Annotated in this window: 20 protein-coding genes, 2 tRNA genes and 1 pseudogene; 16 read left to right on the top strand and 7 right to left on the bottom strand. The window is 26.5% G+C overall.

Annotated elements, in window-relative coordinates; translation table 11 throughout:
* Positions 1-204, top strand: a pseudogene (locus Q4E08_RS08470) (glutamate--tRNA ligase); the annotation flags it as partial.
* 138 nt (positions 205-342) lie between these two features.
* On the opposite strand, the gene Q4E08_RS08475 reads toward Q4E08_RS08470, so the two are convergent.
* Together Q4E08_RS08475 and Q4E08_RS08480 are read right to left on the bottom strand one after the other, a co-directional pair.
* Positions 343-2,001 (bottom strand): glutamine--tRNA ligase/YqeY domain fusion protein, encoded by a 1,659-nt coding sequence (locus Q4E08_RS08475; protein ID WP_303130163.1) that lies wholly within the window; start codon positions 1,999-2,001, stop codon positions 343-345.
* A 180-nt stretch (positions 2,002-2,181) separates the two neighbouring features.
* Positions 2,182-2,733: a TetR/AcrR family transcriptional regulator gene (locus Q4E08_RS08480; RefSeq protein WP_303130165.1), complete on the bottom strand. Its 552-nt coding sequence runs from the start codon at positions 2,731-2,733 to the stop codon at positions 2,182-2,184.
* A gap of 133 nt (positions 2,734-2,866) precedes the next feature.
* Here Q4E08_RS08480 and Q4E08_RS08485 point away from each other — a divergent pair, with 133 nt between their 5' ends.
* Positions 2,867-3,568, top strand: a complete 702-nt coding sequence (locus Q4E08_RS08485; RefSeq protein ID WP_303130166.1) for an ABC transporter ATP-binding protein — start codon at positions 2,867-2,869, stop codon at positions 3,566-3,568.
* Positions 3,569-3,582: 14 nt separating this feature from the next.
* Entirely contained in the window at positions 3,583-6,900 is a 3,318-nt protein-coding gene (locus Q4E08_RS08490; RefSeq protein ID WP_303130167.1) for an FtsX-like permease family protein, read from the top strand.
* 125 nt (positions 6,901-7,025) lie between these two features.
* On the opposite strand, the gene Q4E08_RS08495 is transcribed toward Q4E08_RS08490, so the two are convergent.
* Positions 7,026-7,652 carry a superoxide dismutase gene (locus Q4E08_RS08495; RefSeq protein WP_303130169.1) on the bottom strand — a complete coding sequence of 209 codons (627 nt, stop codon included), beginning with the start codon at positions 7,650-7,652 and terminating at the stop codon, positions 7,026-7,028.
* Between the two features lie 121 nt (positions 7,653-7,773).
* Positions 7,774-8,676, bottom strand: a complete 903-nt coding sequence (locus tag Q4E08_RS08500) for a radical SAM protein (protein WP_303130186.1) — start codon at positions 8,674-8,676, stop codon at positions 7,774-7,776.
* 267 nt (positions 8,677-8,943) lie between these two features.
* Between Q4E08_RS08500 and Q4E08_RS08505 the strand changes: the two genes are divergently transcribed.
* The 4 genes from Q4E08_RS08505 to Q4E08_RS08520 all read left to right on the top strand — a co-directional run bounded on the left by Q4E08_RS08505 (position 8,944) and on the right by Q4E08_RS08520 (position 11,306).
* The gene (locus tag Q4E08_RS08505) at positions 8,944-9,225 is read left to right on the top strand and encodes a hypothetical protein (RefSeq protein ID WP_303130170.1); all 282 of its coding nucleotides are present in this window, start codon (positions 8,944-8,946) and stop codon (positions 9,223-9,225) included.
* Between the two features lie 15 nt (positions 9,226-9,240).
* Positions 9,241-9,825 (top strand): pentapeptide repeat-containing protein, encoded by a 585-nt coding sequence (locus Q4E08_RS08510; RefSeq protein ID WP_303130171.1) that lies wholly within the window; start codon positions 9,241-9,243, stop codon positions 9,823-9,825.
* 24 nt (positions 9,826-9,849) lie between these two features.
* A complete protein-coding gene (locus Q4E08_RS08515; protein WP_303130172.1) occupies positions 9,850-10,722 on the top strand; it encodes an aminoglycoside N(3)-acetyltransferase in 873 nt (290 codons plus the stop codon).
* 98 nt (positions 10,723-10,820) lie between these two features.
* On the top strand, positions 10,821-11,306 hold the full coding sequence (locus Q4E08_RS08520) for an HdeD family acid-resistance protein (RefSeq protein ID WP_303130173.1): 486 nt from the start codon (positions 10,821-10,823) through the stop codon (positions 11,304-11,306).
* 33 nt (positions 11,307-11,339) lie between these two features.
* On the opposite strand, the gene Q4E08_RS08525 is transcribed toward Q4E08_RS08520, so the two are convergent.
* Positions 11,340-11,786, bottom strand: coding sequence for a hypothetical protein (locus Q4E08_RS08525; RefSeq protein WP_303130174.1), 447 nt, complete (start codon positions 11,784-11,786; stop codon positions 11,340-11,342).
* Positions 11,787-11,920: 134 nt separating this feature from the next.
* On the opposite strand from Q4E08_RS08525, the gene pcrA reads away from it, so the two are divergent.
* The 3 genes from pcrA to Q4E08_RS08540 are packed head-to-tail and all read left to right on the top strand — an operon-like array spanning position 11,921 to position 16,454.
* Entirely contained in the window at positions 11,921-14,164 is a 2,244-nt protein-coding gene (pcrA, locus tag Q4E08_RS08530) for a DNA helicase PcrA (RefSeq protein WP_303130175.1), read from the top strand.
* A gap of 21 nt (positions 14,165-14,185) precedes the next feature.
* On the top strand, positions 14,186-16,177 hold the full coding sequence (ligA, locus tag Q4E08_RS08535; protein WP_303130176.1) for an NAD-dependent DNA ligase LigA: 1,992 nt from the start codon (positions 14,186-14,188) through the stop codon (positions 16,175-16,177).
* 4 nt (positions 16,178-16,181) lie between these two features.
* On the top strand, positions 16,182-16,454 hold the full coding sequence (locus Q4E08_RS08540; RefSeq protein WP_303130177.1) for a hypothetical protein: 273 nt from the start codon (positions 16,182-16,184) through the stop codon (positions 16,452-16,454).
* 35 nt (positions 16,455-16,489) lie between these two features.
* Here Q4E08_RS08540 and Q4E08_RS08545 read toward each other — a convergent pair whose 3' ends face one another.
* The gene (locus Q4E08_RS08545; RefSeq protein WP_303130178.1) at positions 16,490-16,771 is read right to left on the bottom strand and encodes a hypothetical protein; all 282 of its coding nucleotides are present in this window, start codon (positions 16,769-16,771) and stop codon (positions 16,490-16,492) included.
* Positions 16,772-16,914: 143 nt separating this feature from the next.
* On the opposite strand from Q4E08_RS08545, the gene Q4E08_RS08550 reads away from it, so the two are divergent.
* Positions 16,915-18,399: an ABC transporter substrate-binding protein gene (locus Q4E08_RS08550; protein ID WP_303130179.1), complete on the top strand. Its 1,485-nt coding sequence runs from the start codon at positions 16,915-16,917 to the stop codon at positions 18,397-18,399.
* A gap of 94 nt (positions 18,400-18,493) precedes the next feature.
* Here the strand turns inward: Q4E08_RS08550 and Q4E08_RS08555 are convergent, their stop codons facing one another.
* Entirely contained in the window at positions 18,494-20,035 is a 1,542-nt protein-coding gene (locus Q4E08_RS08555; RefSeq protein ID WP_303130180.1) for a hypothetical protein, read from the bottom strand.
* A 161-nt stretch (positions 20,036-20,196) separates the two neighbouring features.
* Between Q4E08_RS08555 and rph the strand changes: the two genes are divergently transcribed.
* The 5 genes from rph to Q4E08_RS08580 all read left to right on the top strand — a co-directional run bounded on the left by rph (position 20,197) and on the right by Q4E08_RS08580 (position 22,512).
* Positions 20,197-20,943, top strand: a complete 747-nt coding sequence (gene rph, locus Q4E08_RS08560; RefSeq protein ID WP_303130181.1) for a ribonuclease PH — start codon at positions 20,197-20,199, stop codon at positions 20,941-20,943.
* Complete coding sequence (locus Q4E08_RS08565) at positions 20,943-21,554, top strand: XTP/dITP diphosphatase (RefSeq protein ID WP_303130183.1); 612 nt, start codon at positions 20,943-20,945, stop codon at positions 21,552-21,554. Before rph ends, Q4E08_RS08565 begins: the two co-directional genes overlap by 1 nt.
* 8 nt (positions 21,555-21,562) lie before the next feature.
* Positions 21,563-22,039, top strand: a complete 477-nt coding sequence (locus Q4E08_RS08570) for a metallophosphoesterase (RefSeq protein WP_303130184.1) — start codon at positions 21,563-21,565, stop codon at positions 22,037-22,039.
* 219 nt (positions 22,040-22,258) lie between these two features.
* Positions 22,259-22,334, top strand: a tRNA-Pro gene (locus tag Q4E08_RS08575).
* A 104-nt stretch (positions 22,335-22,438) separates the two neighbouring features.
* A tRNA-Gly gene (locus tag Q4E08_RS08580) sits at positions 22,439-22,512 on the top strand.
* Positions 22,513-22,635 lie beyond the last annotated feature (123 nt).

Below are 22,635 nucleotides of genomic sequence, written 5' to 3' on the forward strand. Positions count from 1 at the left end.
TTAGCAGTAGAACTTGGATATGCAACAAATAGAAAAGAGTATAAGAAAAATCCAGAAAACTTTAAAGGTATGGTTTCTGATGTAGCAGGTGCAGTAAGAGCAGCACTTACTCATAGAACTAATACTCCAGATCTTTATACTATAATGCAAATAATGGGTGAAGATAAAGTAAGAGAAAGATTTAATAAGTTTATTAGTCTTTAGTATATAAAAGAGATGCTTTAAAAAAAGCATCTCTTTTAATTTAAGGATTTTAAAGTATTTAATTAAAAGAGAATTTTTATAAAATTTTAAATAAAAAAGTGGTACTATAAGACCACTCTTTCATTTAAAATTTATTTATTATTTTAGTTTAAATGAACTCTTTAAAGGAACAATTCTATTAAATATTAGTTTATCATTAGTAGAATTTTTGTCCACTGAGAAGAATCCGTTTCTAACCATTTGGAATTTATCAAGATTTTTTGCATCCTTAATAGCAACTGGTTCTATAAATCCTTCTAAAACTTCTAATGAATTAGGATTTATTTGTTCTAAGAAATGTTTACCTTCGTTTTCTGGAGCATCATCTAATATTAAAGGTTCATATAATCTAAATTCACAAGGTATAGCACTTTTTGCATCAACCCAATGAATTGTACCTTTAACTTTTCTTCCAGTAAATCCTGAACCACTCTTAGTTTCAGGGTCATAAGTGCAATGAAGTTCTACAACATTTCCTTCAGCATCTTTTATTACATCATTACATGTTATAAAGTATGCGCCCATAAGTCTAACTTCGTTTCCTGGGAATAATCTAAAGTATTTTTTTACTGGAACTTCCATGAAGTCATCTTGTTCAACATATATTTCTCTTGAAAAAGGAACTTCTCTAGTTCCAAGCTCTGGATTCTTAGGGTTATTTGGAATAGGTAACATTTCAGTTTTACCTTCTGGATAATTTGTTATAATAACCTTAAGAGGTTTTGTAACTGCCATTGCAGTTGGAGCTTTAGTTTGAAGATCTTCTCTTAAGAAGTAATCAAGCATTTGAGCGTCAACAATTGAATTATTTTTAGCAACACCTATTGCTTGACAGAAGTTTCTTATAGATTCTGGAGTATAACCTCTTCTTCTAAGTCCTGATATAGTTGGCATTCTTGGGTCATCCCATCCATCAACTATATTTTCATCAACTAATTGTTTAAGTTTTCTCTTACTCATAACAGTATTAGTCATATTAAGTCTTGCAAATTCTATTTGTTGAGGTACTTTTTCCATTTCACATTCTTTTACGAACCAATCATATAAAGGTCTGTGATCTGCAAATTCTAAAGTACATATTGAATGAGTTATACCTTCAATAGCATCTTCAAGTGGATGAGCAAAATCATACATAGGATATATGCACCATTTGTCGCCAGTATTATGGTGAGATGCATGAGCTATTCTATAAATTATTGGATCTCTCATATTCATATTAGGAGACGCCATATCAATTTTTGCTCTTAAAACTTTCTCTCCATCTTTAAATTCACCTTTTCTCATTCTTTCGAATAAATCAAGGTTTTCTTCGATGCTTCTATTTCTATAAGGGCTTTCTTTTCCTGGCTCTGTTAATGTTCCTCTATATTCCTTCATTTCTTCAGGTGTTAAATCACAAACATATGCTAAGCCTTTATTTATTAAAAGAATAGCTCTTTTATACATTTCATCAAAATAATTTGAAGCGAAGTGAAGTTCATTCCAGTGACATCCAAGCCATTGAACATCTTCTTTTATTGATTCAACATATTCTGTATCTTCTTTAACTGGATTTGTGTCATCAAATCTCAAATTAGTTCTTCCATTAAATTCAGCACCAAGTCCGAAGTTTAAAAGAATAGACTTTGCATGACCTATATGTAGATAGCCATTTGGTTCTGGTGGAAATCTAGTAATTATAGAATCATGTTTACCGCTCTCTAAATCTTCAATAATTATATTTCTTATGAAGTTAGATGAATTAGTATCATTTGACATAAAGATTACCCTCCTGCAATTATATTTTAAATAGGGCCATTAAAAATAACCTCTAATCTATGTCTATATATTATACATTTACCTTTAATTTTAATCTAATATAGTGAAAAAATAAAGTATAACTTTTCCTTTATAACATATGAATTACACAAATGAATATTATGTCTATAAAAATATATTTTATAATTTAGAACATAATAAAGATTGTGTTAAGTTGGTTATAACATCAACAGATTCATTGAAGTCTCTTTTTACCCATAATTCTAAAATTGAACTCATGCTACTTGCTATAAAATTAAAAAAATAAGGACTTAAATTATTATTTTCTAATAATTGAATTTTTGTGTCAGGAAGTAGTGATATAAAAGATTCAGTATAATTTATATATTTTTTATTTATTAAAAAGAATAAGTTATTTTCATGTATTAATTTTAATAGGTCTTTATGTTTAATCCAATAACTATAATATAAATAAATTATTTCTTTAGGAGATAATTTATCAAAATTTTTATTTCTTTGAAAATCATTAAATAAGTTATCAAATATAAAATGTAAAATATCTTCTTTGCTATCAAAGTTTCTATAAAAGGTTTTTCTAACTAAGTTAGCTTCTTGGCATATTTGTGTTACTGTAATATCTTTATAAGGCTGATATTTCATTAGTTTTAATAATGATTTTGCTATCCAATTTTGAGACTTTATAGCCAGTGAATTAGTTTGAATTTTATACATAGTGACACAAACTCTCCTTTATGTGTAATTTAAATTAATTGTATTGTATTTGCTTGATGATTATTATAATATTAAAAATAAAATGACACAAGTGAGTCATGAGTTATTTGTAAATAATGAAAGGGTGAAATAAATGGGTTATGTAGATATTATAAATGAGCATAGACGTTATAAAATGGGCGATAATGTTATTGTAGCTAACAATGGAATAAGTTTTTCAATTGAAAAAGGAGAATTTGTAATAATATTAGGACCTAGTGGAGCAGGAAAGTCAACTGTTTTAAATATATTAGGAGGAATGGACTCTCCAAATGAAGGACAAGTATTAGTTGATGGAGTTGACATTGCAAAGCTTAATAAAAAAGAGCTTACAAAATATAGACGTGATGATATTGGATTTGTATTTCAATTTTATAATTTAGTACCAAATTTAACTGCAAAAGAAAATGTTGAACTTGCAACTCAAATTTCTAAAAATGCATTAAATGTTGATAAGGTACTTAAAGATGTAGGATTAGGTCATCGTATGGATAATTTTCCAGCTCAACTATCAGGGGGAGAGCAACAAAGAGTTGCAATAGCAAGAGCATTAGCTAAAAATCCAAAGCTTTTGTTATGTGATGAACCAACTGGAGCATTAGATTATGAAACAGGAAGACAAGTATTAAGATTATTACAGAATACATGCAAAAATACAGGTACTACAGTTATAGTTATAACTCATAATTCTGCATTATCTCCAATAGCTGATAGAGTTATACATGTTAATGATGCAAAGGTTAGGGATATTAAAGTAAATAAGAATCCTAAATCTATTGATGAAATAGAATGGTAAAAGGAGAGAAGTTTATGAAGAAAAAGGCTTTATTTAAAACTATTTTAAAAGAAATTTCTTCATCTAAATCAAGATTTTTATCTATTTTATTTTTAATTATGTTAGGGGTTGGATTTTTTTCAGGATTAAAATCGGCAGGTCCTGATATGTTAAATACAGCTAATAAATATTTTGATGAACAAAATTTGATGGATTTAAAAGTACAATCTACAATGGGGATTGATAAAGGTGATATAGATGAATTAAAAAAAATAAAAGGAGTAGACTATGTTGAACCTATATATAGTAAGGATGTATTAATAGGTGGGGAAGGACTTTTATTAAAACTTATTTCTTATGATAGTAATAATAAGTTAAATAAATATGTTGTTGAAAGTGGAAGATTACCAGAAAAGAATGGAGAAATTGCATTAGATAGCAAAGAATCTATTAAACAATTATATAAAATAGGTGATAAGATAAGTTTTTCTTCTGATAATAGTAAAGAGTTAAGTGACGAAATTAAAAATAAAACTTATAAAGTAGTTGGTTTTGTAAAAAGTCCTATGTATATTGGAAATTATGAAAGAGGAACAAGTGCTATTGGAAAAGGTAGGGTTGATGGATTTGGTTTAATTTCAGAATCTGAATTTAAAATGCCAGTATATACAGAAGCTTATTTAACATTTAACGATTTGAAAGGTTTAAACAGTTATAGTGAAAAGTACAATGATTTATTAAATAATCATATAAAAGAAGTAGAAAGTGTAACAAAAGAACGAGGGGTATTACGCCTTGATGATATAAAAAAAGAGGCAAATGATAAACTCTTAAAAGCTAAAAATGATATTGTAAAAGCTAAAAATGAACTTAAAAAAGCTGAAAGTAAGTTAAATGAGTCTAAAAAGAAAATTAATGAGGGAAGAGAAAAATACGATAAGAACTTAAGTGAATTTAATAATAAAATGCAAGATGCAAAATTAAAATTAGATAGTTCTAAAAATCAATTAAATTCTAAAAAAGAAGAGTTAGAAAATAAGTTAAAGGATTTACAAAAGAAACAATCAGAAATTTTAAAGGCAAAGGAAGAAGTAAATAAAAAATTAAATGATGTAAATAATAATATAAATAAGCTAAAGCCTTTATTTAATCAAGTAGAAGCTTTATTAAAGCTACCTCCTAATAATATACCTAACAATATGAAAAACCAATTAATTGAAAGTTTAAAAGAAGTACCAATTAATAATGGTTCAAATTTAGGTAATTTATTAGAAGGGTATTTTAATGGAGAGGTGGAAGCTAATGCTATTTCAAATAGTATGAGTTCTATAATTAAAAATTTAGAAATAGCAAAAATTAATATAGAAAAAGGTAAAGAGGAATTAGAAAGTAATTATAAAAAATTAAATAATGGAATAGTACAAGTTAATCAATATAAACAAGAGTTTAATAAAGCATCAAAAATTATTAAGGAAAAGGAATCAGAATATAATAATGGAAAAAAATTAGGGTTAGAAAACTTTAAGTTAGCTAAAGAAAAATTAGATGAAGGTGAAAGACAATACAAAGAAGGTTTAAATAAATTTAATAATGAGAAGTCTAATGCTGAAAAGAAAATATTAGATGGAGAAAAGGAAATTAAAAAAGGGGAAGAAAATATAAAAGATATTAAAGTTCCTGATTATTATGTATTTTCAAGAAGCGATAATTTAGGTTATAGCGAATATGAAGATAATGCAGATAGAATTACAGCATTATCACAAGTATTTCCTTTATTTTTCTTTGCAATAGCAGCTTTAGTAAGTTTAACAACAATTACGAGAATGATTGAAGAACAAAGAATTCAGCTTGGAACTTTTAAGGCACTAGGTTATAGTAATTTTGATATATCACTAAAATATTTAGTGTATGCAACAACTGCAAGTTTAATTGGAAGTTTTTTTGGATTATTGATTGGATATGAATTACTACCAAGAATTATTTATAATGCTTATAGTATGCTTTATAATTTCACAGATTTACAAATTTCATATTATTTAAGTTATGCACTTATATCAATTGCAATAGCAATTTCTTGTACTGGAATATCTGCTTATGTAGTATTGAGAGAAGATTTAAAAAGTACTTCAGCAACACTTATGAGGCCTAAGGCTCCAAAATCAGGTAAGCGTATATTATTAGAAAGAATAAAGCCTATTTGGAAAAGGTTCAATTTTATAGAAAAAGTTACTGCAAGAAATATATTTAGATATAAGGATCGTATGCTAATGACAGTTTTGGGTATTGCAGGATGTATGGCACTTATTATTACTGGTTTTGGTATAAAAGGTTCAGTTTCAGACCTTGCAAGATTGCAGTTTGGTAAAATAGTTAAATATAATGCTATGATTATATTTAATAAAGATGCTTCAAATGAAGATACGAAATCTTATGAAAGTTTAATAAAGGGGTTACCTGAAATAGAAGATAGATTAGAAATTTATCAAGAACAAGTAAAAGTTCAAGAAAAAGGAGTTAATCCTCAGGAAGCATTTCTTATGGTGCCTAAAAACGAAGATAATTTAAATAAATTTATAACATTAAACAATAGAAAGACTGATGAAAAATATAATTTAAATAATGATGGTGCTATAATATCTGAAAAATTAGCTAAATTATTTAAGTTTAAAAAGGGCGATGTAATAAAGTTTAAAACGTCGGATAATAAGGCTTTTGAAGTTAAGATTGCTGAAGTTACAGAAAACTATGCTGGACATTATATTTATATGTCAAAAGAACTTTATAAAAAGATATTCAATAAAGAGGCTCTTTATAATGCTGAACTTTTAAAATATAAATATGATACTAATTTTGAAGAAAATTTATCTAAAAAGTTAAGTAAAGAAGGTAAAGTATTAAATATTTCTTATAATGGTTCTATAGAAGATAATTTTGAAGACTCTATGTCGAGTTTAAATATAGTTGTTATTGTACTTATAATATCAGCTGCAATATTAGCTTTTATAGTTTTATATAATTTAACTAATATAAATGTATCTGAGCGTATAAGGGAACTTTCAACTATAAAGGTTTTAGGATTTTACGATAACGAAGTAACTATGTATATTTATAGAGAAAATATAATATTAACTATAATGGGAATTATAGTGGGAAGTGGCTTGGGAAAAATTTTACACCAGTATGTTTTAAGTACAGCTGAGATGGATAACATGATGTTTAATCCTTCATTACATTTGAGCAGTTTTATTTATGCAGGAATATTGACAATAATCTTTTCAAGCATAGTAATGTTTATAATGCATTTAAAATTGAAAAATGTAAATATGATAGAAGCATTGAAATCAAATGAATAATTTATATAAAAAGAAGATTCCTAATAAAGGAATCTTCTTTTTTAATAAGCTTAACATAAAATATAGATATATATTTCAAATTAAACTTACTATTGTTAAAAATAAATAATTAATTTATTGTTTTATTAAAGGTTTGTAGCTTTTTTAAATCTTTCATCAACCATATCCCAATTAATTAATTCAAAGAAACAATCTACATAATCAGGACGTTTGTTTTGATGTTTTAAGTAATAAGCATGTTCCCAAACATCTATTGTTAGTAGAGGTTTTTCGTTTAATGAAATTGGACAATTTTGATTTGGTGTTTTAGTAATTTTTAATTTATTATTTTCATCTAAAACAAGCCATGCATATCCAGAACCAAATTGAGTAGTAGCTGCTTCCTTAAATTTAGTTTTAAAGTCTTCATAAGAACCGAAAGTTTTGCAAATAGCATCTTTTATATTTCCAGTAGGTTCTCCACCTTTATTTGGAGCTAATCCATCCCAGTAAAATTCATGATTAAATACTCCACCAGCATTATTAACAACTGCTTGATTTATATCTTCTGGAATATCATCTAAATTTTTAAGTATTTCCACTAGAGACATCTTGAAAAATTCAGGATGTTTATCCAGTGCATTGTTTAGATTATTAACGTAAGTTTGTTGATGTTTGTCATGATGAATTACTACTGTTTTTTCATCAATATAAGGTTCTAGAGAATCATAAGAATATGGTAATGGTTTTAAAGTAAATTTGTTTTGTTCCATTTAAATCACCTCTACATTAGTATTTGAAATTTTTAAATAAAAAATTCAAAATAATTTATGACTATTTCAAAATTTATTCTATAAAACTATTATAATCAATAATAGTAAAAAGATGTATGAACTATTTTAAAACTCCTTGTAAATTAAAATTGGGAACAAAATCAGTTTTATTAGTTCCATTTTCTTGAATAAAGGCATTTTTTACACCAATGCTTGCTGCATAATCAATTAAACTATCATAAAGCTTTGGATTTAATGGTTTTGATAACTCTTTAAATTTAAATGCATTAAACATAGGAGTATATTGATTCATTATACTTATATATACATCATCTCCAAATAAACTATATATAGTATCTATAATTTTCTTTGAATCAAATAAAAGATGAGGGAGCATTAAATGTCTAATAATAATACCCTTTATCATTCTTCCTTTTTCATCAAATCTATTTTTACCAACTTGTTTAAACATTTCTTTTAAAATAGTAATAACATTTTCTCTGTATCCTGAAACTTTTGAATATTTTATTGCATATTTATCATCAAAGTATTTAAAATCAGGTAAATAAACATCTATATAACCATCTAAGGCTTTTATAGTTTCTAAAGAATCATATCCATTTGTATTATATAAAATAGGTAGAGTAAGTCCATTTTTTTTGGCTATTTTTATTGCTTCTATAATTTGTGGGACATAATGTGTAGGGGTTACTAAGTTTATATTATTAGCTCCTTTATCTTGAAGTTCTAAAAATATTTCTGATAGTCTTTCTATAGTTATAAATTCTCCAAATTTCTCTTGACTAATTTCATGGTTTTGACAAAATACACATTTTAAATTACAGTTAGAAAAAAATATAGTTCCAGATCCTGTATCTAAAGATATTGGAGGTTCTTCCCACATATGTAAATAAGCTTTAGCAGCTTTTATTTTTTCGGATGATAGACATGCACCAACTTCATTGTTTAATCTATTAACATTACACTTTCTAATACAAAGATTACAATTTTTTAGCATTTCCATTTTGTTATATTTCAAAAAAATCACCTCGTAGATAATATATTGAAATTATATTACTAGGCAAAATGTTTAGCAATTAAATAATCTTATAATTTAAATTTAATTAACTTAACATTATAATAATTAAAAAGGGGGGAACTTATGGAGTTTATATTAATTTTACTCTTTCAAATAATAGTAATTATATTTATGTTACTTTCAATTATATTTAATTTAATAAAAATAATTAAAGGGAAGATATCAAAAAAATATTTTATATTAATTTTTATTTTGTTGATTTCTAGTAAAATAACTTTATTTAATATAATATTACCTAAGGTAAAAGATATTAAATACTATTTTGCAAATGATTATTACACAACAACAGGAGTTTGCACTAAATTTAATAATGTAAAAGGAATAACTGAATTAGAAATAAATAATGTTATATATAAAATAAATCAGTGTGAACTTAAACCTAAGATAGGAGTTGAATATACATTGAAATATTTGCCAAATAGTAAATTTATTGTAGAATATAGTGAATTGAAAAATAAATCTGATAATAAGTAATTTAGGAGATAATTTATGATAGACGAGTTCTTAGAATATGATTATTATAATGAAAGATTTGAAAGAATTAATACTAGAAATATAGAAATTAAAAAAAGAGATTTTGATAAATGTATATTTAATAGATGTGATTTTTCAGGAACAAAGTTTTTAGAAGTAAATTTTGAGGAGTGTATTTTTAAGGAATGCAATATATCTCTTACAAAATTTTATTATTCAAAGCTTAGAGGAGTTAAGTTTATTGATTGTAAAATAGTTGGAGTTGATTTTACTAAATGTGATAGATTTATTTTAGATTTTGAATTTAAAAGCTGTTTAATACAAAGTTGTAGTTTTGCAGAGCTTAAAATACCAAAGACAAATTTTATAGAATGTAATGTTACATCAAGTGATTTTATAAATGCTGATTTAAGAGAGGCGTCATTTTTAAAATCAAGTCTTGAAGATAGTATATTTGAAAATACTAATCTTTCAAAAGTAGACTTTAGAGAATGTTTGCATTACAGGATAAATCCAAATAGAAATAATATAAATAAAGCAAAGTTTAGTATTCCTGAAGTTTTAAGATTATTAAATGATTTTGAAATTATTATAGAGTGATTCTTAACGTTTGGAGGCAAATAAATGGATATAAATTTAGAGGACTTATATGTAGATGATGAGTATATAGAACAGGATAATGAAATAAGTAATATAGAAAAGTTAATAAATGATACTAAGAAACCAATAACTCTTAGTATATTAAAAGATGAATTTCGAAGAATTGGAATAAAAAAGGGAGATACATTACTTGTACATTCATCATTAAGTAAATTTGGATGGATATGTGGAGGAGAAGTTACCGTTATAAAGGCTTTAATAGAAACAGTAGGGGAAGAAGGAACTATAGTAATGCCAGCTCATAGTGCTGATATATGTGATCCAGCTTTTTGGAGCAATCCACCAGTACCTTCAGAATGGTTTAACACTATAAGGGAAGAAATGCCAGCTTTTGATGAAAAAATTACGCCAACTTATAGTATGGGTAAAATAGCAGAAGCTTTTAGAAATTTCTATGGTGTAAAGAGAAGTTATCATCCAACAGTATCATTTTCAGCTTGGGGAAAAAATAAGAATTTTATAACAGATAATCACAGTTTAGAATATTCACTTGGGGAAAAGTCACCTCTTGCAAGATTTTATGAGTTAAATGGAAAAGTATTATTATTAGGTGTTGATTATGATGTTAATACCTCATTTCATTTAGCAGAGTATAGAGCAGGAAATTATACAGAATCTATAAATGCTTCACCTATATTAGAAAATGGAAAAAGAATATTTAAACAATTTAAGGATATAGAGTTTAAAACTGAATTATTTATGTTTCTAGGTGAAGAATTTGAAGAAAAGTGTAATGTTAAAGTTGATAACATTGCAAATGCAAAAATAAAATTATTTAATCAAAGAGAATGTGTTGATTTTGCTGTAGAATATTTTAAAAATTGTAATTTATATTAATTAATTAAATTTTACAATATGTATTTTAAAATTTACAAAAGGTAAATGGTAACTTATATAATAAAATAGTAAAGTATAAATAGAAGGAGTTGATAATTATGAAAAAATGGCCTTTTATTTTACAAGGAGTCTTATTAGCAATAGTAGGTATAATATTTCTAATGTATCCATTAGAAAGTATATTTAATTTAACTATGGTAATTGGGGCTTTTGTTTTAGCTTCAGGTATTATGTCTATAATTAAAGCATTTAAATCATATAGAAGAGGATTTTTTATCTTTAATGGTATAATTGATATATTATTTGGATTAACACTTTTATTTTCACCAGTTTATTCAACACAATTTTTTGTTATATTCTTTGGAATCTGGGGATTAATAAGAGGTATATCAGCACTTGTAGCTGAATTTCAATTTAAATCAGCTGGTTTTAATTTTAGAACAATATATACAATATGTTTAATTATATTAAGTGTTTTAGTAATATTATACCCAGTAGTTGCGTTAGCATTTGCACCAATATTAATTGGAATAAACTTAATACTATTTGCAATATTTGAAATAATATTAGCGTTTGAAATATAAAAAATAGATAAGGATTTATCCTTATCTATTTTTTTATTTGCTATATAATTCTTTTATTTTTGGTGAATTAAAGTATAGTCCAGAAACTTTATGATTTTTTTCATCAAAGGATATTGATATATTTACTGGTTCTACTTCATTAGAAAATTTTGCTTTATAAATTATACTTGTAAAATCCTTACTCTTTTTGCCTTGTACAAATTCTAAACTACCATCTTCATATGTTCCTATAGCACCTTTTATAGGCATAACTAAATTTAAAAATTCAGTTTCATTAGATGAAATTTCTTTCATGTTTTCATCAAAATTTTTTATAAAGCCATTGTAATCTAAATCATTAATAGATATAAGAATATCATTAGTTATTTTATCTGAATAAGAACGAGTATCATCAAAATTTATTTTTTTATTAGAACAAGATATAAAATTAAAAATTAAAATTGAAATAAGAAAAGTTAAAATCATAGTTTTAAACTTCAATACAAATACCTCCTAAAAACTGGAATATGATTTTAGATATTATACCACATTTTTACTAACAATTATACTTTCTGGCAACACTAAAAGGTGATGTATGATATAATATTTTAATACTAGGAAGGGAGGATGATGATTTGGATTTAAAATCATTATTAAACAAAGAGCAGTATGAAGGTGCTGTTACTGTTGATGGTCAAGTTCTAATACTTGCAGGTGCAGGTTCAGGTAAAACTAGAGTTTTAACATATAGAATGGCACATATGATAGAAGATTTAGGAATAAAGCCATGGAGTATATTAGCAATTACATTTACTAATAAGGCAGCTAAAGAAATGAAAGAGAGAATAGAAGCTATTGTTGGGGAAAAAGCTAATGATATGTGGATTTCAACATTCCACTCAACTTGCGTTAGAATACTTAGAAGAGAAATTGATAAACTTGGATATAAATCAAGTTTTACTATATATGACACTTCAGATCAAAAAACTTTATTAAAAGATTGTATGAAAACTTTAAATATAAACGATAAAGATATAACTCTTCAAGAAATTATGGGGAAGATAGGAAGAGCTAAAGATAATATGATTACTGCTGAAAGTTTCATGAGAGAACATGAAAGCAATTTTAGAGAAAAGAAAATTGCTGATGTATATGAAATGTATCAAAAGAGACTTAAAGAAAATAATGCTTTAGATTTTGATGACCTTATATTTAAAACAGTAGAATTATTTAAAAAACATGATGATGTATTAGAATTTTACCAAAATAAATTTAAATACATAATGGTTGATGAGTATCAAGATACAAATGGAGCTCAATATGAATTTGTAAGACTTTTAGCAGCAAGATATAAAAATATTTGTGTTGTTGGTGATGATGATCAATGCATATATGCATGGAGAGGTGCTGATGTAAGCAATATTCTGGATTTTGAAAAAGATTATCCAAATTGTAAAGTGATAAAACTTGAGCAAAATTATAGGTCTAAAGGTAATATACTAGATGCAGCAAATGCTGTTATAGTAAATAATTCTAGAAGAAAGAATAAGGCACTTAGAACAGAACAAGAACAAGGAAATAAAATAAAAATATATAGAGCATACTCAGATTCAGAAGAAGGGGATTTTGTAGCAAGACAAATAATTGATACAAAAGCTAAAGAAGGAGCAGAAAATAAAGATTTTGCTGTTCTTTATAGAACTAATGCTCAGTCACGTGTATTTGAAGAGACCTTTAGAAGACGAGGTATACCTTATAAAATTGTTGGAGGAACTAAATTCTATGATAGAAAAGAAATTAAAGATATACTTGCATATCTTAATGTATTGGTAAATCCTCAAGATGATATAAGTATAAAGAGAATAATAAATATACCAAAGAGAAGTATAGGTGATGCTACAGTAAATAAAATTCAAGATTTTGCAGATAGTTTTGAGTTAAATTTATGGGACGCACTTCAAGAAGTAAGAACAATTTCAACTCTTACCGCAAGAAATTGTGGTTCTATAGAAAAGTTTATGGATCTTATGAATAATTTTGTAATAATGGCTGAAAGTATGCCAGTATCAATGCTTATAGAAACAATTTTAAAAGATACTGGATATTTAGATCAGCTTAGAAAATCAAATGAAATAGAAGATAAAAGTAGAATAGAAAACTTAGAAGAATTAGTCTCAGATGCAGTTGAATTTGAAAGAAATAATGAAGATAAAAGTTTAGCTGCATATTTAGAAAAAGTATCATTAGTACAAGATATTAATGAAGGTGATGAAGAGGAAGATAATGCTGTAGTTTTAATGACACTTCATAGTGCAAAAGGTCTTGAGTTTCCTCATGTATTCATGGTAGGAATGGAAAATGGAATATTCCCTAGTATGAGCGATTTTGATAAAGAAGATCAGATGGAAGAGGCAAGAAGGCTTTGTTATGTTGGAATCACAAGAGCAAAAGAAACTCTTCATATGACTTCAGCAGAAGTAAGGAGAGTATTTGGAAGAACAATGTCTTATAGTCAATCAGATTTTATTGGAGAAATAAGATCTGATTTAAAAGAATATGTTAATGATAGAAGTGCTAATGGAGCAGCAAGAGATGGAATGTTTGGTGGTCAATCCAAACCAAATTTTAATAATCCACATAGCTTAAGAACTTCTATTAGAAATCAAAATTCAAGTAGAAAAATTACAGAAACTAAACAAAATAGCACTTCAGATTTAGGAGAAATATCACTTGGAAGAAAAGTAAAACATGAAAAGTTTGGTGAAGGAACAGTAGTTTCAGTATTACCGGCTGGAAATGATAAAAAACTTACAATAGCATTTGATAAACAAGGTGTTAAGGTACTATTATTATCAATAGCTAATTTAGAACTTTTATAGTATTAGGAGGCAAGTAAGTTTATGGATAAAAGAGAAAGAATGAAAGCTCTTGTAGAAGAGTTGAATAGATATTCATACGAGTATTATAGTTTAGATAATCCATCAGTTACAGATAAAGAATATGATAAAAAATATGATGAGCTTGTATCCTTAGAAAAGGAACTTAATGAAGTTTTACCATATTCACCAACTGTTAGAGTTGGTGATGTAATACTTGATGGGTTTAAAAAATATACTCATAAAGGTAAGCTTTGGAGCTTAGGAAAAGCTCAAAGCATTGAAGAAATAATAGATTGGCATAATAGAAATGTTAAGTTTATTGAAGAGATGAGATCAAAGGGGGAAAATCTTCCTGAGCTTAAATATATAGTTACGAAAAAATTTGATGGGTTAACTGTTAACTTAACATATAATGAAGAAGGTATATTAGCAGTTGGAGCAACAAGAGGTACAGGGAGTATTGGAGAAGATGTTACAGCACAGGTTAAAACTATAAAGAGTATTCCTCTTAAAGTTAACTGTAATGATGTTTTTGAAGTTCATGGTGAAGCCATAATGACTACAGAAGCCTTTGAAAAATATAATGAATTGGCAGAAGTACCTCTTAAAAACTTAAGAAATGGGGCTGCAGGAGCATTAAGGAATTTAAATGTAAAAGAAACTGCAAGAAGAAACTTATCAGCATTTTTTTATGATGTAGGATATAAGGAAGGGAAGCAGTTTAAAACTTATACAGAGATGATGAAGTTTATAAAGGAAATGGGCTTTCCAGTAGATGATTATATAAAAGAGTGTTATACAATAGATGATATTCAAAAGGAAATAGACTATATAAGAGATATAAGATTTGATTTAAACTATGATATTGATGGACTTGTAATAGTTATAGATGATATAAAAACTAGAGAGTTATTAGGATATACAGTAAAGTTTCCTAAATGGGCAATAGCATATAAGTTTGAAGCTCAAGAAACAACAACTAAGCTTTTAGATGTTGAATGGAATGTTGGAAGAAGTGGAAGGGTATCACCAACTGCTATATTAGATCCGGTTGAACTTGCTGGTGTTACTGTAAAAAGAGCAACTCTTAATAATATGGATGATATAAAAAGAAAAGGTGTAAGAATTGGTGCTGAAGTTTTAGTGAGAAGGAGTAATGATGTTATACCTGAAATAATGGGAGTTAAAGAGGATTCCTTAGAAGGAACAGAAGAAATAATACCTCCTACTAATTGCCCAGCTTGTGGTAGTCACTTAGTAGAAGAGGGTGCACATATATTCTGTGAAAATACACTTTCATGTAAGCCTCAGCTTGTTAAGACTATAGTTCATTACGGTTCAAGAGAAGCTATGAATATTTCAGGGTTTTCAGAAAGAACTGCTGAACAATTATTTGAAAAGCTTAATATAAAATCAATAAGTGACTTATATAAGTTAAATAAAGAAGACTTAGTTAAACTTGATAAATTTGGAGATAAAAAAGCACAAAATCTTTTAGATGCAATTGAAAAGAGTAAGGATTGTACTCTTGAAGCATTTATATACTCATTAGGAATACAAAATGTAGGCGTAAAAACGGCTAAAGATATAGTTAATAAATTTAAGTCATTAGATGGACTTAAAAAAGCTACATTTGAAGAATTAGTATCTGTTCCTGATGTAGGAGATATAGTTGCAAATTGTATTGTAGAGTTCTTCCATGAAGAAAAAGTTTTAAAAACAATAGATGAACTTTTAGAGATAGGTGTGAATCCTAAGTTTGAAGAAAAAGAAATTATTGAAAGTGTATTTGATGGCAAGACTGTTGTTGTAACAGGAACTATGGAAAAATACTCTAGAAAAGAAATAAAAGAGAAATTAGAAATGCTTGGAGCTAAAGTAGCAGGTAGTGTAAGTAAGAAGACTGATTATGTAGTCTATGGTAAAGAAGCAGGTTCAAAGCTTACAAAAGCAGAAGAACTTGGAGTTAAGACTTTAACAGAAGATGAATTTGAAGTTATGATAGGAGGCTAAGTTATTGAAACGGCTAATTAATATATTAACTATTTTATTAAGTATAATAGCTTGTATAGTAATAATTTGTACTTTTTTAACTTCATACCAATTTTTATACCTTGGAGAAATATTTAATTCTTATTATGCAATACAAGTTACAGTTGCAATAACTATGTTATCTTTAGCTGCTAGGTTTTGGATTAATGAAAGTGGAAAAAATAAATATCTATACTCTGGGTTGAGTTTAATGTTATCTGTTTTTATAATAGCATTTATGCTTGGAACTGTAAGATAATAAAAATAAAAAGCTTCTATTTTTTTAGAAGCTTTTTATTTATACTCTTTTTTTTCAAAGTCTTTTATGTTAGTTAAATCAGGAGACATAAATTCATCATTTGAAGCCTCTTCATTTAGAAAATTTTCATAAGAAAAATCTCTCTTACTTTCAGAAAGTAAATCTAACTTTTGACTTATTTTTTCTAAAATATAATTTTTATAACGAATTTGATTGTAAGTCTTTAAAGCTACAATAAAAAGCCATATGCCAATAAACATGAAAGTTAGCATAAATATAATCCCTATTATAGAGAATGTGGCAACTAAAAAAGTCATCTTATCGCCTCCTTTAAACATAATTTAATTATAACATAATGGATTTATAAATTTAACATATTATAAAAATATTGCTCATGTTGATTAAAAATATACATAAGTGACAATAATTATGATAACTTTAAAAAAGGAGATAGAATAAGGTGAAAAAATTTTTATTACCAAGCTTTATTATAGGCATAATGTTAGTATTTCTATTGAGTTTTATAGAAATAGAAAAAATATCATCTTCTAAAGATTCAGAGGTTATTTTATATGCGGTTAATTCAGTTCCTAATGAATTAAAAGATGTAAGTAAATTATCAACTAGAGAAGAAGATGTAATTTGTGCAACAAGTAAAGGATTAGTAGAAAAAAATGATGATGGTAAAATAGTTCCTTCATTAGCTACTGAAATAAATATTAAAGATGATGGTATAGAGTATGAATTTAAAATAAGAGAAGATGCTTATTGGAGTGATGGCAGTAGAATAACAGCAGAAGATATAAGAGAATTTTTTAAAGAATTATTGAAAGAAGAGTATGATGAAAATATAAGTTCTTTTTTAAATGTTTATGGGGCAAAAGAATTTAGAAATGGTAATGTTACATTTGAAAGTGGAGTTGCTATTGGAGCAAAAGATAATATATTAACTATTAGACTAAATAACAAAGATGAAAAGTTTTTAGAAGAATTAACAAAGCCACAGTATAGATTGAGAAAGTACTTAATGATGTGGAATAATATAAAAAGAAATCATAAAAATATAATATACTCAGGTGAATATTATATAAGTGATGTGAATGATAGAGAAATATTATTAGAAAAAAATAAAAAAAGCGATACAGACTCTCCAAATTGTATAAAAATAATATCTGATGAAAGTGAAGAATTATCAATGGCGGCTTTTGAAATTGGAGATAGAGATTTAGTTGTAGAACCACCAAATACTGAGTTAAATAGATTAGAAGAAGAGGGGAGATTAAAAACATTTCCTTCTGATAGTGGAAAGTATATAGTTTTAAATTCAGAAGATGAGGAACTTCCTTTATCAGTTAGAAAAGTTATATATTATACTCTGAATTCTGTAGTGTTAGATTATAAGGAAGAAAATAATAATTATTTAGAGCTTACAGAGTGTAGTTACTTTAGAGGAGATAAAGATAACTTAAATAAGCTCCAATCAAGAAAAGTAATGACTAATAAAGTTTCTGCAAAGCTTCCAGAAGTTATAACTATATTAGCAAAAGATAATAATGAAAATAGAGCCTTATGTAAATATATTCAATCATGGTTTGATTCAAATACAGATAGTAATATAAGATATACATTAACTACGGAAGAAGATTTTAATAACTTAGAGTTAAGAAAGAGATATGATATATTAATAGTTGATTTAGTAGCAAATACAAATAATAGATTAGAATTTTATAAAAATTTAAAACCTTACTATACAGATAAAGAGGAGAGTATTTATAAAAAAGAATTAAGTGGTAAAGGAGAATTTATAGAATTAGAATCAAATTTATTTAATAATTACAGAATATTACCATTACTATTTGAAAATAAAAATGTTGCTATATCTAGTGAAGTTGAAAATATAGAATTTGATTGGAATGGAAATATAAAATTTGAAACATTAAAATAAATTAAGGTTAAGCCTAGCTTTTATAAATATAAAAGTTAAGCCTAACCTATTTTTATATATAAATAAATTTTTAAAACAAGACATTATATAATATTTAAGTTTCTTCTAAAGAAGTAGATTTAGTATTAGAAGATTCTTCAGAATTATTATTTAACTCTTTTGTTTCTTTAATAGTATTTGTGTTTATAGAAGTAGTAGAGTCTTCAGTAGTATTAATATCTTCATCTATATTAGTTTTCTTAGAATCTTCATAAGTGTTTTCTAAAAGGTTTAATTTTCTAAAGAAAACATCCTTAAAAGTATAAATAAACATATAGAAAATAAACATATTTTTATAACTATCAAATGTTTTTTTATCAGAAGTTTTGAAATCTTCTTTTTTTCTAGAGTAAACTATATTTTTTAAAAATACAGGAGCCATACCAGTAGTTGATAGAGATGGTAAATTTGGCATTGTAAAGAATGTTTCATCTAACATGTCTTTAGAAAGAGTACTAAAATTCATATACCTTTCTTCATTATCTAAGTCTGGAGCTTCAGGCCAACTAGTAACAATATTAGAATTTAAAATATATTTTTTATATATTTTAGAAATAGTAGAATTATACTCTCTTAAAGTATCTGATATATCAGCATACATTATTATAGATAACAAATAAAAGCATATATCAAAAGATGTATATTTAATTTCTTTCTTTGTAGTTAAATTTTCAATAACATTATTATCTTCATCATAAAGTGAAAGTAATTTATCCATTATCTCGCAGTATTTATCTTTAAAAGTTACTAGAGTAGTATGTTCGTAAGAATACATTAAATTAATTGCAAGAAGTGCAGATTTATCCAATGATTCAATATAATAATTTTTTTCATCAAATTTATTAATCATAAATTCACTTAAATCTATAATTAAAGGGACTATAGACTTATTTTTAGAATTTTTATAATAAATATTAAAAGCTAGCAAAGTTTTAAGTCCTTCATCAAAGGATAAATTGTAAAGTGCTTCTTTATAATCTAAAAACATTTGTAAAATTTGATTAGAAAATTCCTCATAATCTGTTTTTACTTGCTCATTATCTTCATATTTAGAATATAAATAGTAAGCATTCATCATAAATGCTTGATCACTAAATGCAAATTTTCTATTTTTATCAATTAAATTAGTTTCTTTAGAATTATTTTCAAATAGACTTTTTTTAGGTATAAATATTCCTTCAGCATTTCTTAAATTTTCATAATAAAAATCCAGTTGTTCATGAGCTAATTGTCTATATCCTTTTGCCAATTGATAATTACTAGAATCTTTGCTTAAAAAAGAATAATAATCACTAAGTTCTAGTAATGACATTGTAAGTAAAGCATTTGTTGTTGGAATAATTTCACGTTTAAAAGAAGATGAATCAAATCCGTTTGAAGTTTTATTATGCATAAAAATTGGGGATGATTTTTTATATAAACAGAGTACTGGAGAAAATTTACTTAATATGCTAATATCTTTTGTAGATGCAATTTTTTTAGCACTTCTAGAAGATAAAGTATATCCACATTTAGAATTTAGAGCTAGTAGTTTTACAGCTTCTTTTGATAAGTGAAAAAGCTGACCACATATTTCACAATGTGATAAGCTATTCATTCGAAAAAATGGACCTATATATCTCAAAATATTTCACCTCATATATAATTCTTATAATAATTAATATGAGATAAAATTAAAAAAAGTGCATAAAACTAAAAAATGATACAAAGTATATATAAAATATTTTTAAATTGGTTTAATATAAGGAGGCAATTTTAGTGAGGATAGATGGAAGAAGAAATGATCAGGTAAGACCTACTAAAATAACTAGGAATTACACAAAATATGCAGAAGGTTCTGTATATATAGAGGTAGGAGATACAAAAGTTCTTTGTAATGTATCTATTGAAGATAAAGTACCACCATTTTTAAAAGGTTCAGGGGAAGGATGGATTACTGCAGAATATAATATGCTTCCTAGATCAACTGGAACAAGAAAGGTTAGAGATATAGCTAGATTAAAGATTGATGGAAGAACTATGGAAATACAAAGATTAATAGGTAGAGCATTGAGATCTGTTGTTGACTTAAAAGCTTTAGGTGAAAAAACTTTATGGATAGATTGTGATGTTATACAGGCTGATGGGGGAACAAGAACAACATCAATAACTGGAGCATTTGTTGCTATGGTTGATGCTGTAAATAAACTTCATAAAGAAAAGCCTTTTAAGGTTTATCCTATAAGAAGCTTTGTTGCTGCAACAAGTATAGGTATAGTAAACGGTGAAAAAATTATAGACTTATGTTATGAGGAAGATTCAAATGCAAAAGTAGATATGAATATAATTGGAACTCATGAAGGTGAGTTTGTTGAAGTACAAGGAACAGGTGAAGAATCACCAATGACAAGAAGTGAGCTTAATGAATTATTAGATTTAGGTGAAAAAGGATTAAAACAAATGATAGAGATTCAAAAAAGTGCTCTTAAGATGGATGCTTTATGGATTGGAACAGGAGGTCAATAATGAAAAAATTAATATTGGCTAGTAATAACCAAAAGAAGATAAAAGAAATAAAAACTATATTAAAAGAAATGAATCTAGAAATAAAATCTTTAAAAGATGAAAATATAAATATTGATGTAATAGAAGATGGAAATACATTTAAAGAAAATGCAACTAAAAAGGCCAGTGAAATAAGAAATTATCTATTAAATAGAGGAGATAGTGATTTTATAGTTATGGCTGATGATTCAGGATTAGAAGTAGATTATTTAAATGGAGAACCAGGAATATATTCAGCAAGGTATGCAGGAGAGCATGGAAATGACAATGAAAATAATAAAAAATTATTAGAAAAGTTAAAAGGTGTACCTATGGAAAATAGAGGAGCAAAATTTGTGTGCCATTTAACTTTAATAAATTCAGAAGGTAAAGTTTTAGATATATGCGGAGAAGTAGAAGGTAAAATAATTGAAAGTTTAAATGGAGAAGGTGGATTTGGTTATGATCCTTTATTTTATTATGAAGGATTTAATAAAACTTTTGGAGAAATAGGAGCAGAAGAAAAAAACAAGGTTAGCCATAGGGGAGTTGCTTTAAAAAAATTAAAAGATAATATTTTTGATATGTTGTAGGAGGTATTATGTTAATAGCTGTAGTTAGTGATACTCATAGAATTCAAGAATATATTGAGGTTGCAAAAGAAAAAATAGCAACTGCAGATATTTTAATACACTTAGGTGATAATGTTGATGATGTCTCAGAATTATCAAGAGATTTTAATGGTGAAGTATATGCTGTATTAGGAAATTGTGACTATTCAAATGAATATCCTGTAGAAAGAATTATAGACATAAATGGATTTAAGATATTTGCAACACATGGACATAAATATAGAGTTAAATATGATTTGAACAATATTTACTATAGAGCACAAGAATTAAATGCTAATATAGCTCTTTTTGGGCATACTCACCAAGAATTAATAATTAATCATAATGGTATAATATTAATGAATCCAGGTAGTGTTTCCTTACCAAGAGGTAGGGGAAGGAGTATAGGTTTTATAGAAATTGAAAATGGAAAAGAACCTGAAGTATATTTGGAAAGTTTAGAGTAGTTATATTATGAGATTAAATTATTAATAAGCAGATTGTTTTATTGATAATTTATTTATAAAATTATTGATATAATAGAAAAGTATAAAGTGTTAAATTAAATTAGAATTTTTTTAAAAAAAGTATTGACGTATTAAGTTTGATAATGTAGAATAGTCATTGTCGTTGCGAGAGAGAACAGATGAAACGAGAGGTTCCGAAAGCAATAGATGATGACTCAACGGGGTGTGGCGCAGATGGTAGCGCGCATGGTTTGGGACCATGAGGTCGCAGGTTCGAGACCTGTCACCCCGACCACTTAAAATCAAGTTTTATATTGACAAGGAAGTTTAAAACTTGTATAAAAGATAAGGTGTTTGATTGTTGACTTAATAATCAGATAGTAAAGAGAAAAAGAATATGCGGGTGTAGCTCAATGGTAGAGCCCTAGCCTTCCAAGCTAGTTACGAGGGTTCGATTCCCTTCACCCGCTCCACTTTGAAAAGAACTTCAAAAAAGTTCTTGACAAAAAATAAAGAATGATTTATAATAATAAACGTTCTGAGATGCGTTTTTAGCTCAGCTGGATAGAGCAACGCCCTTCTAAGGCGTGGGCCAG

Origin of the sequence: Clostridium sp. (assembly GCF_030532265.1) — a bacterium.
Taxonomy (GTDB): domain Bacteria; phylum Bacillota; class Clostridia; order Clostridiales; family Clostridiaceae; genus Clostridium.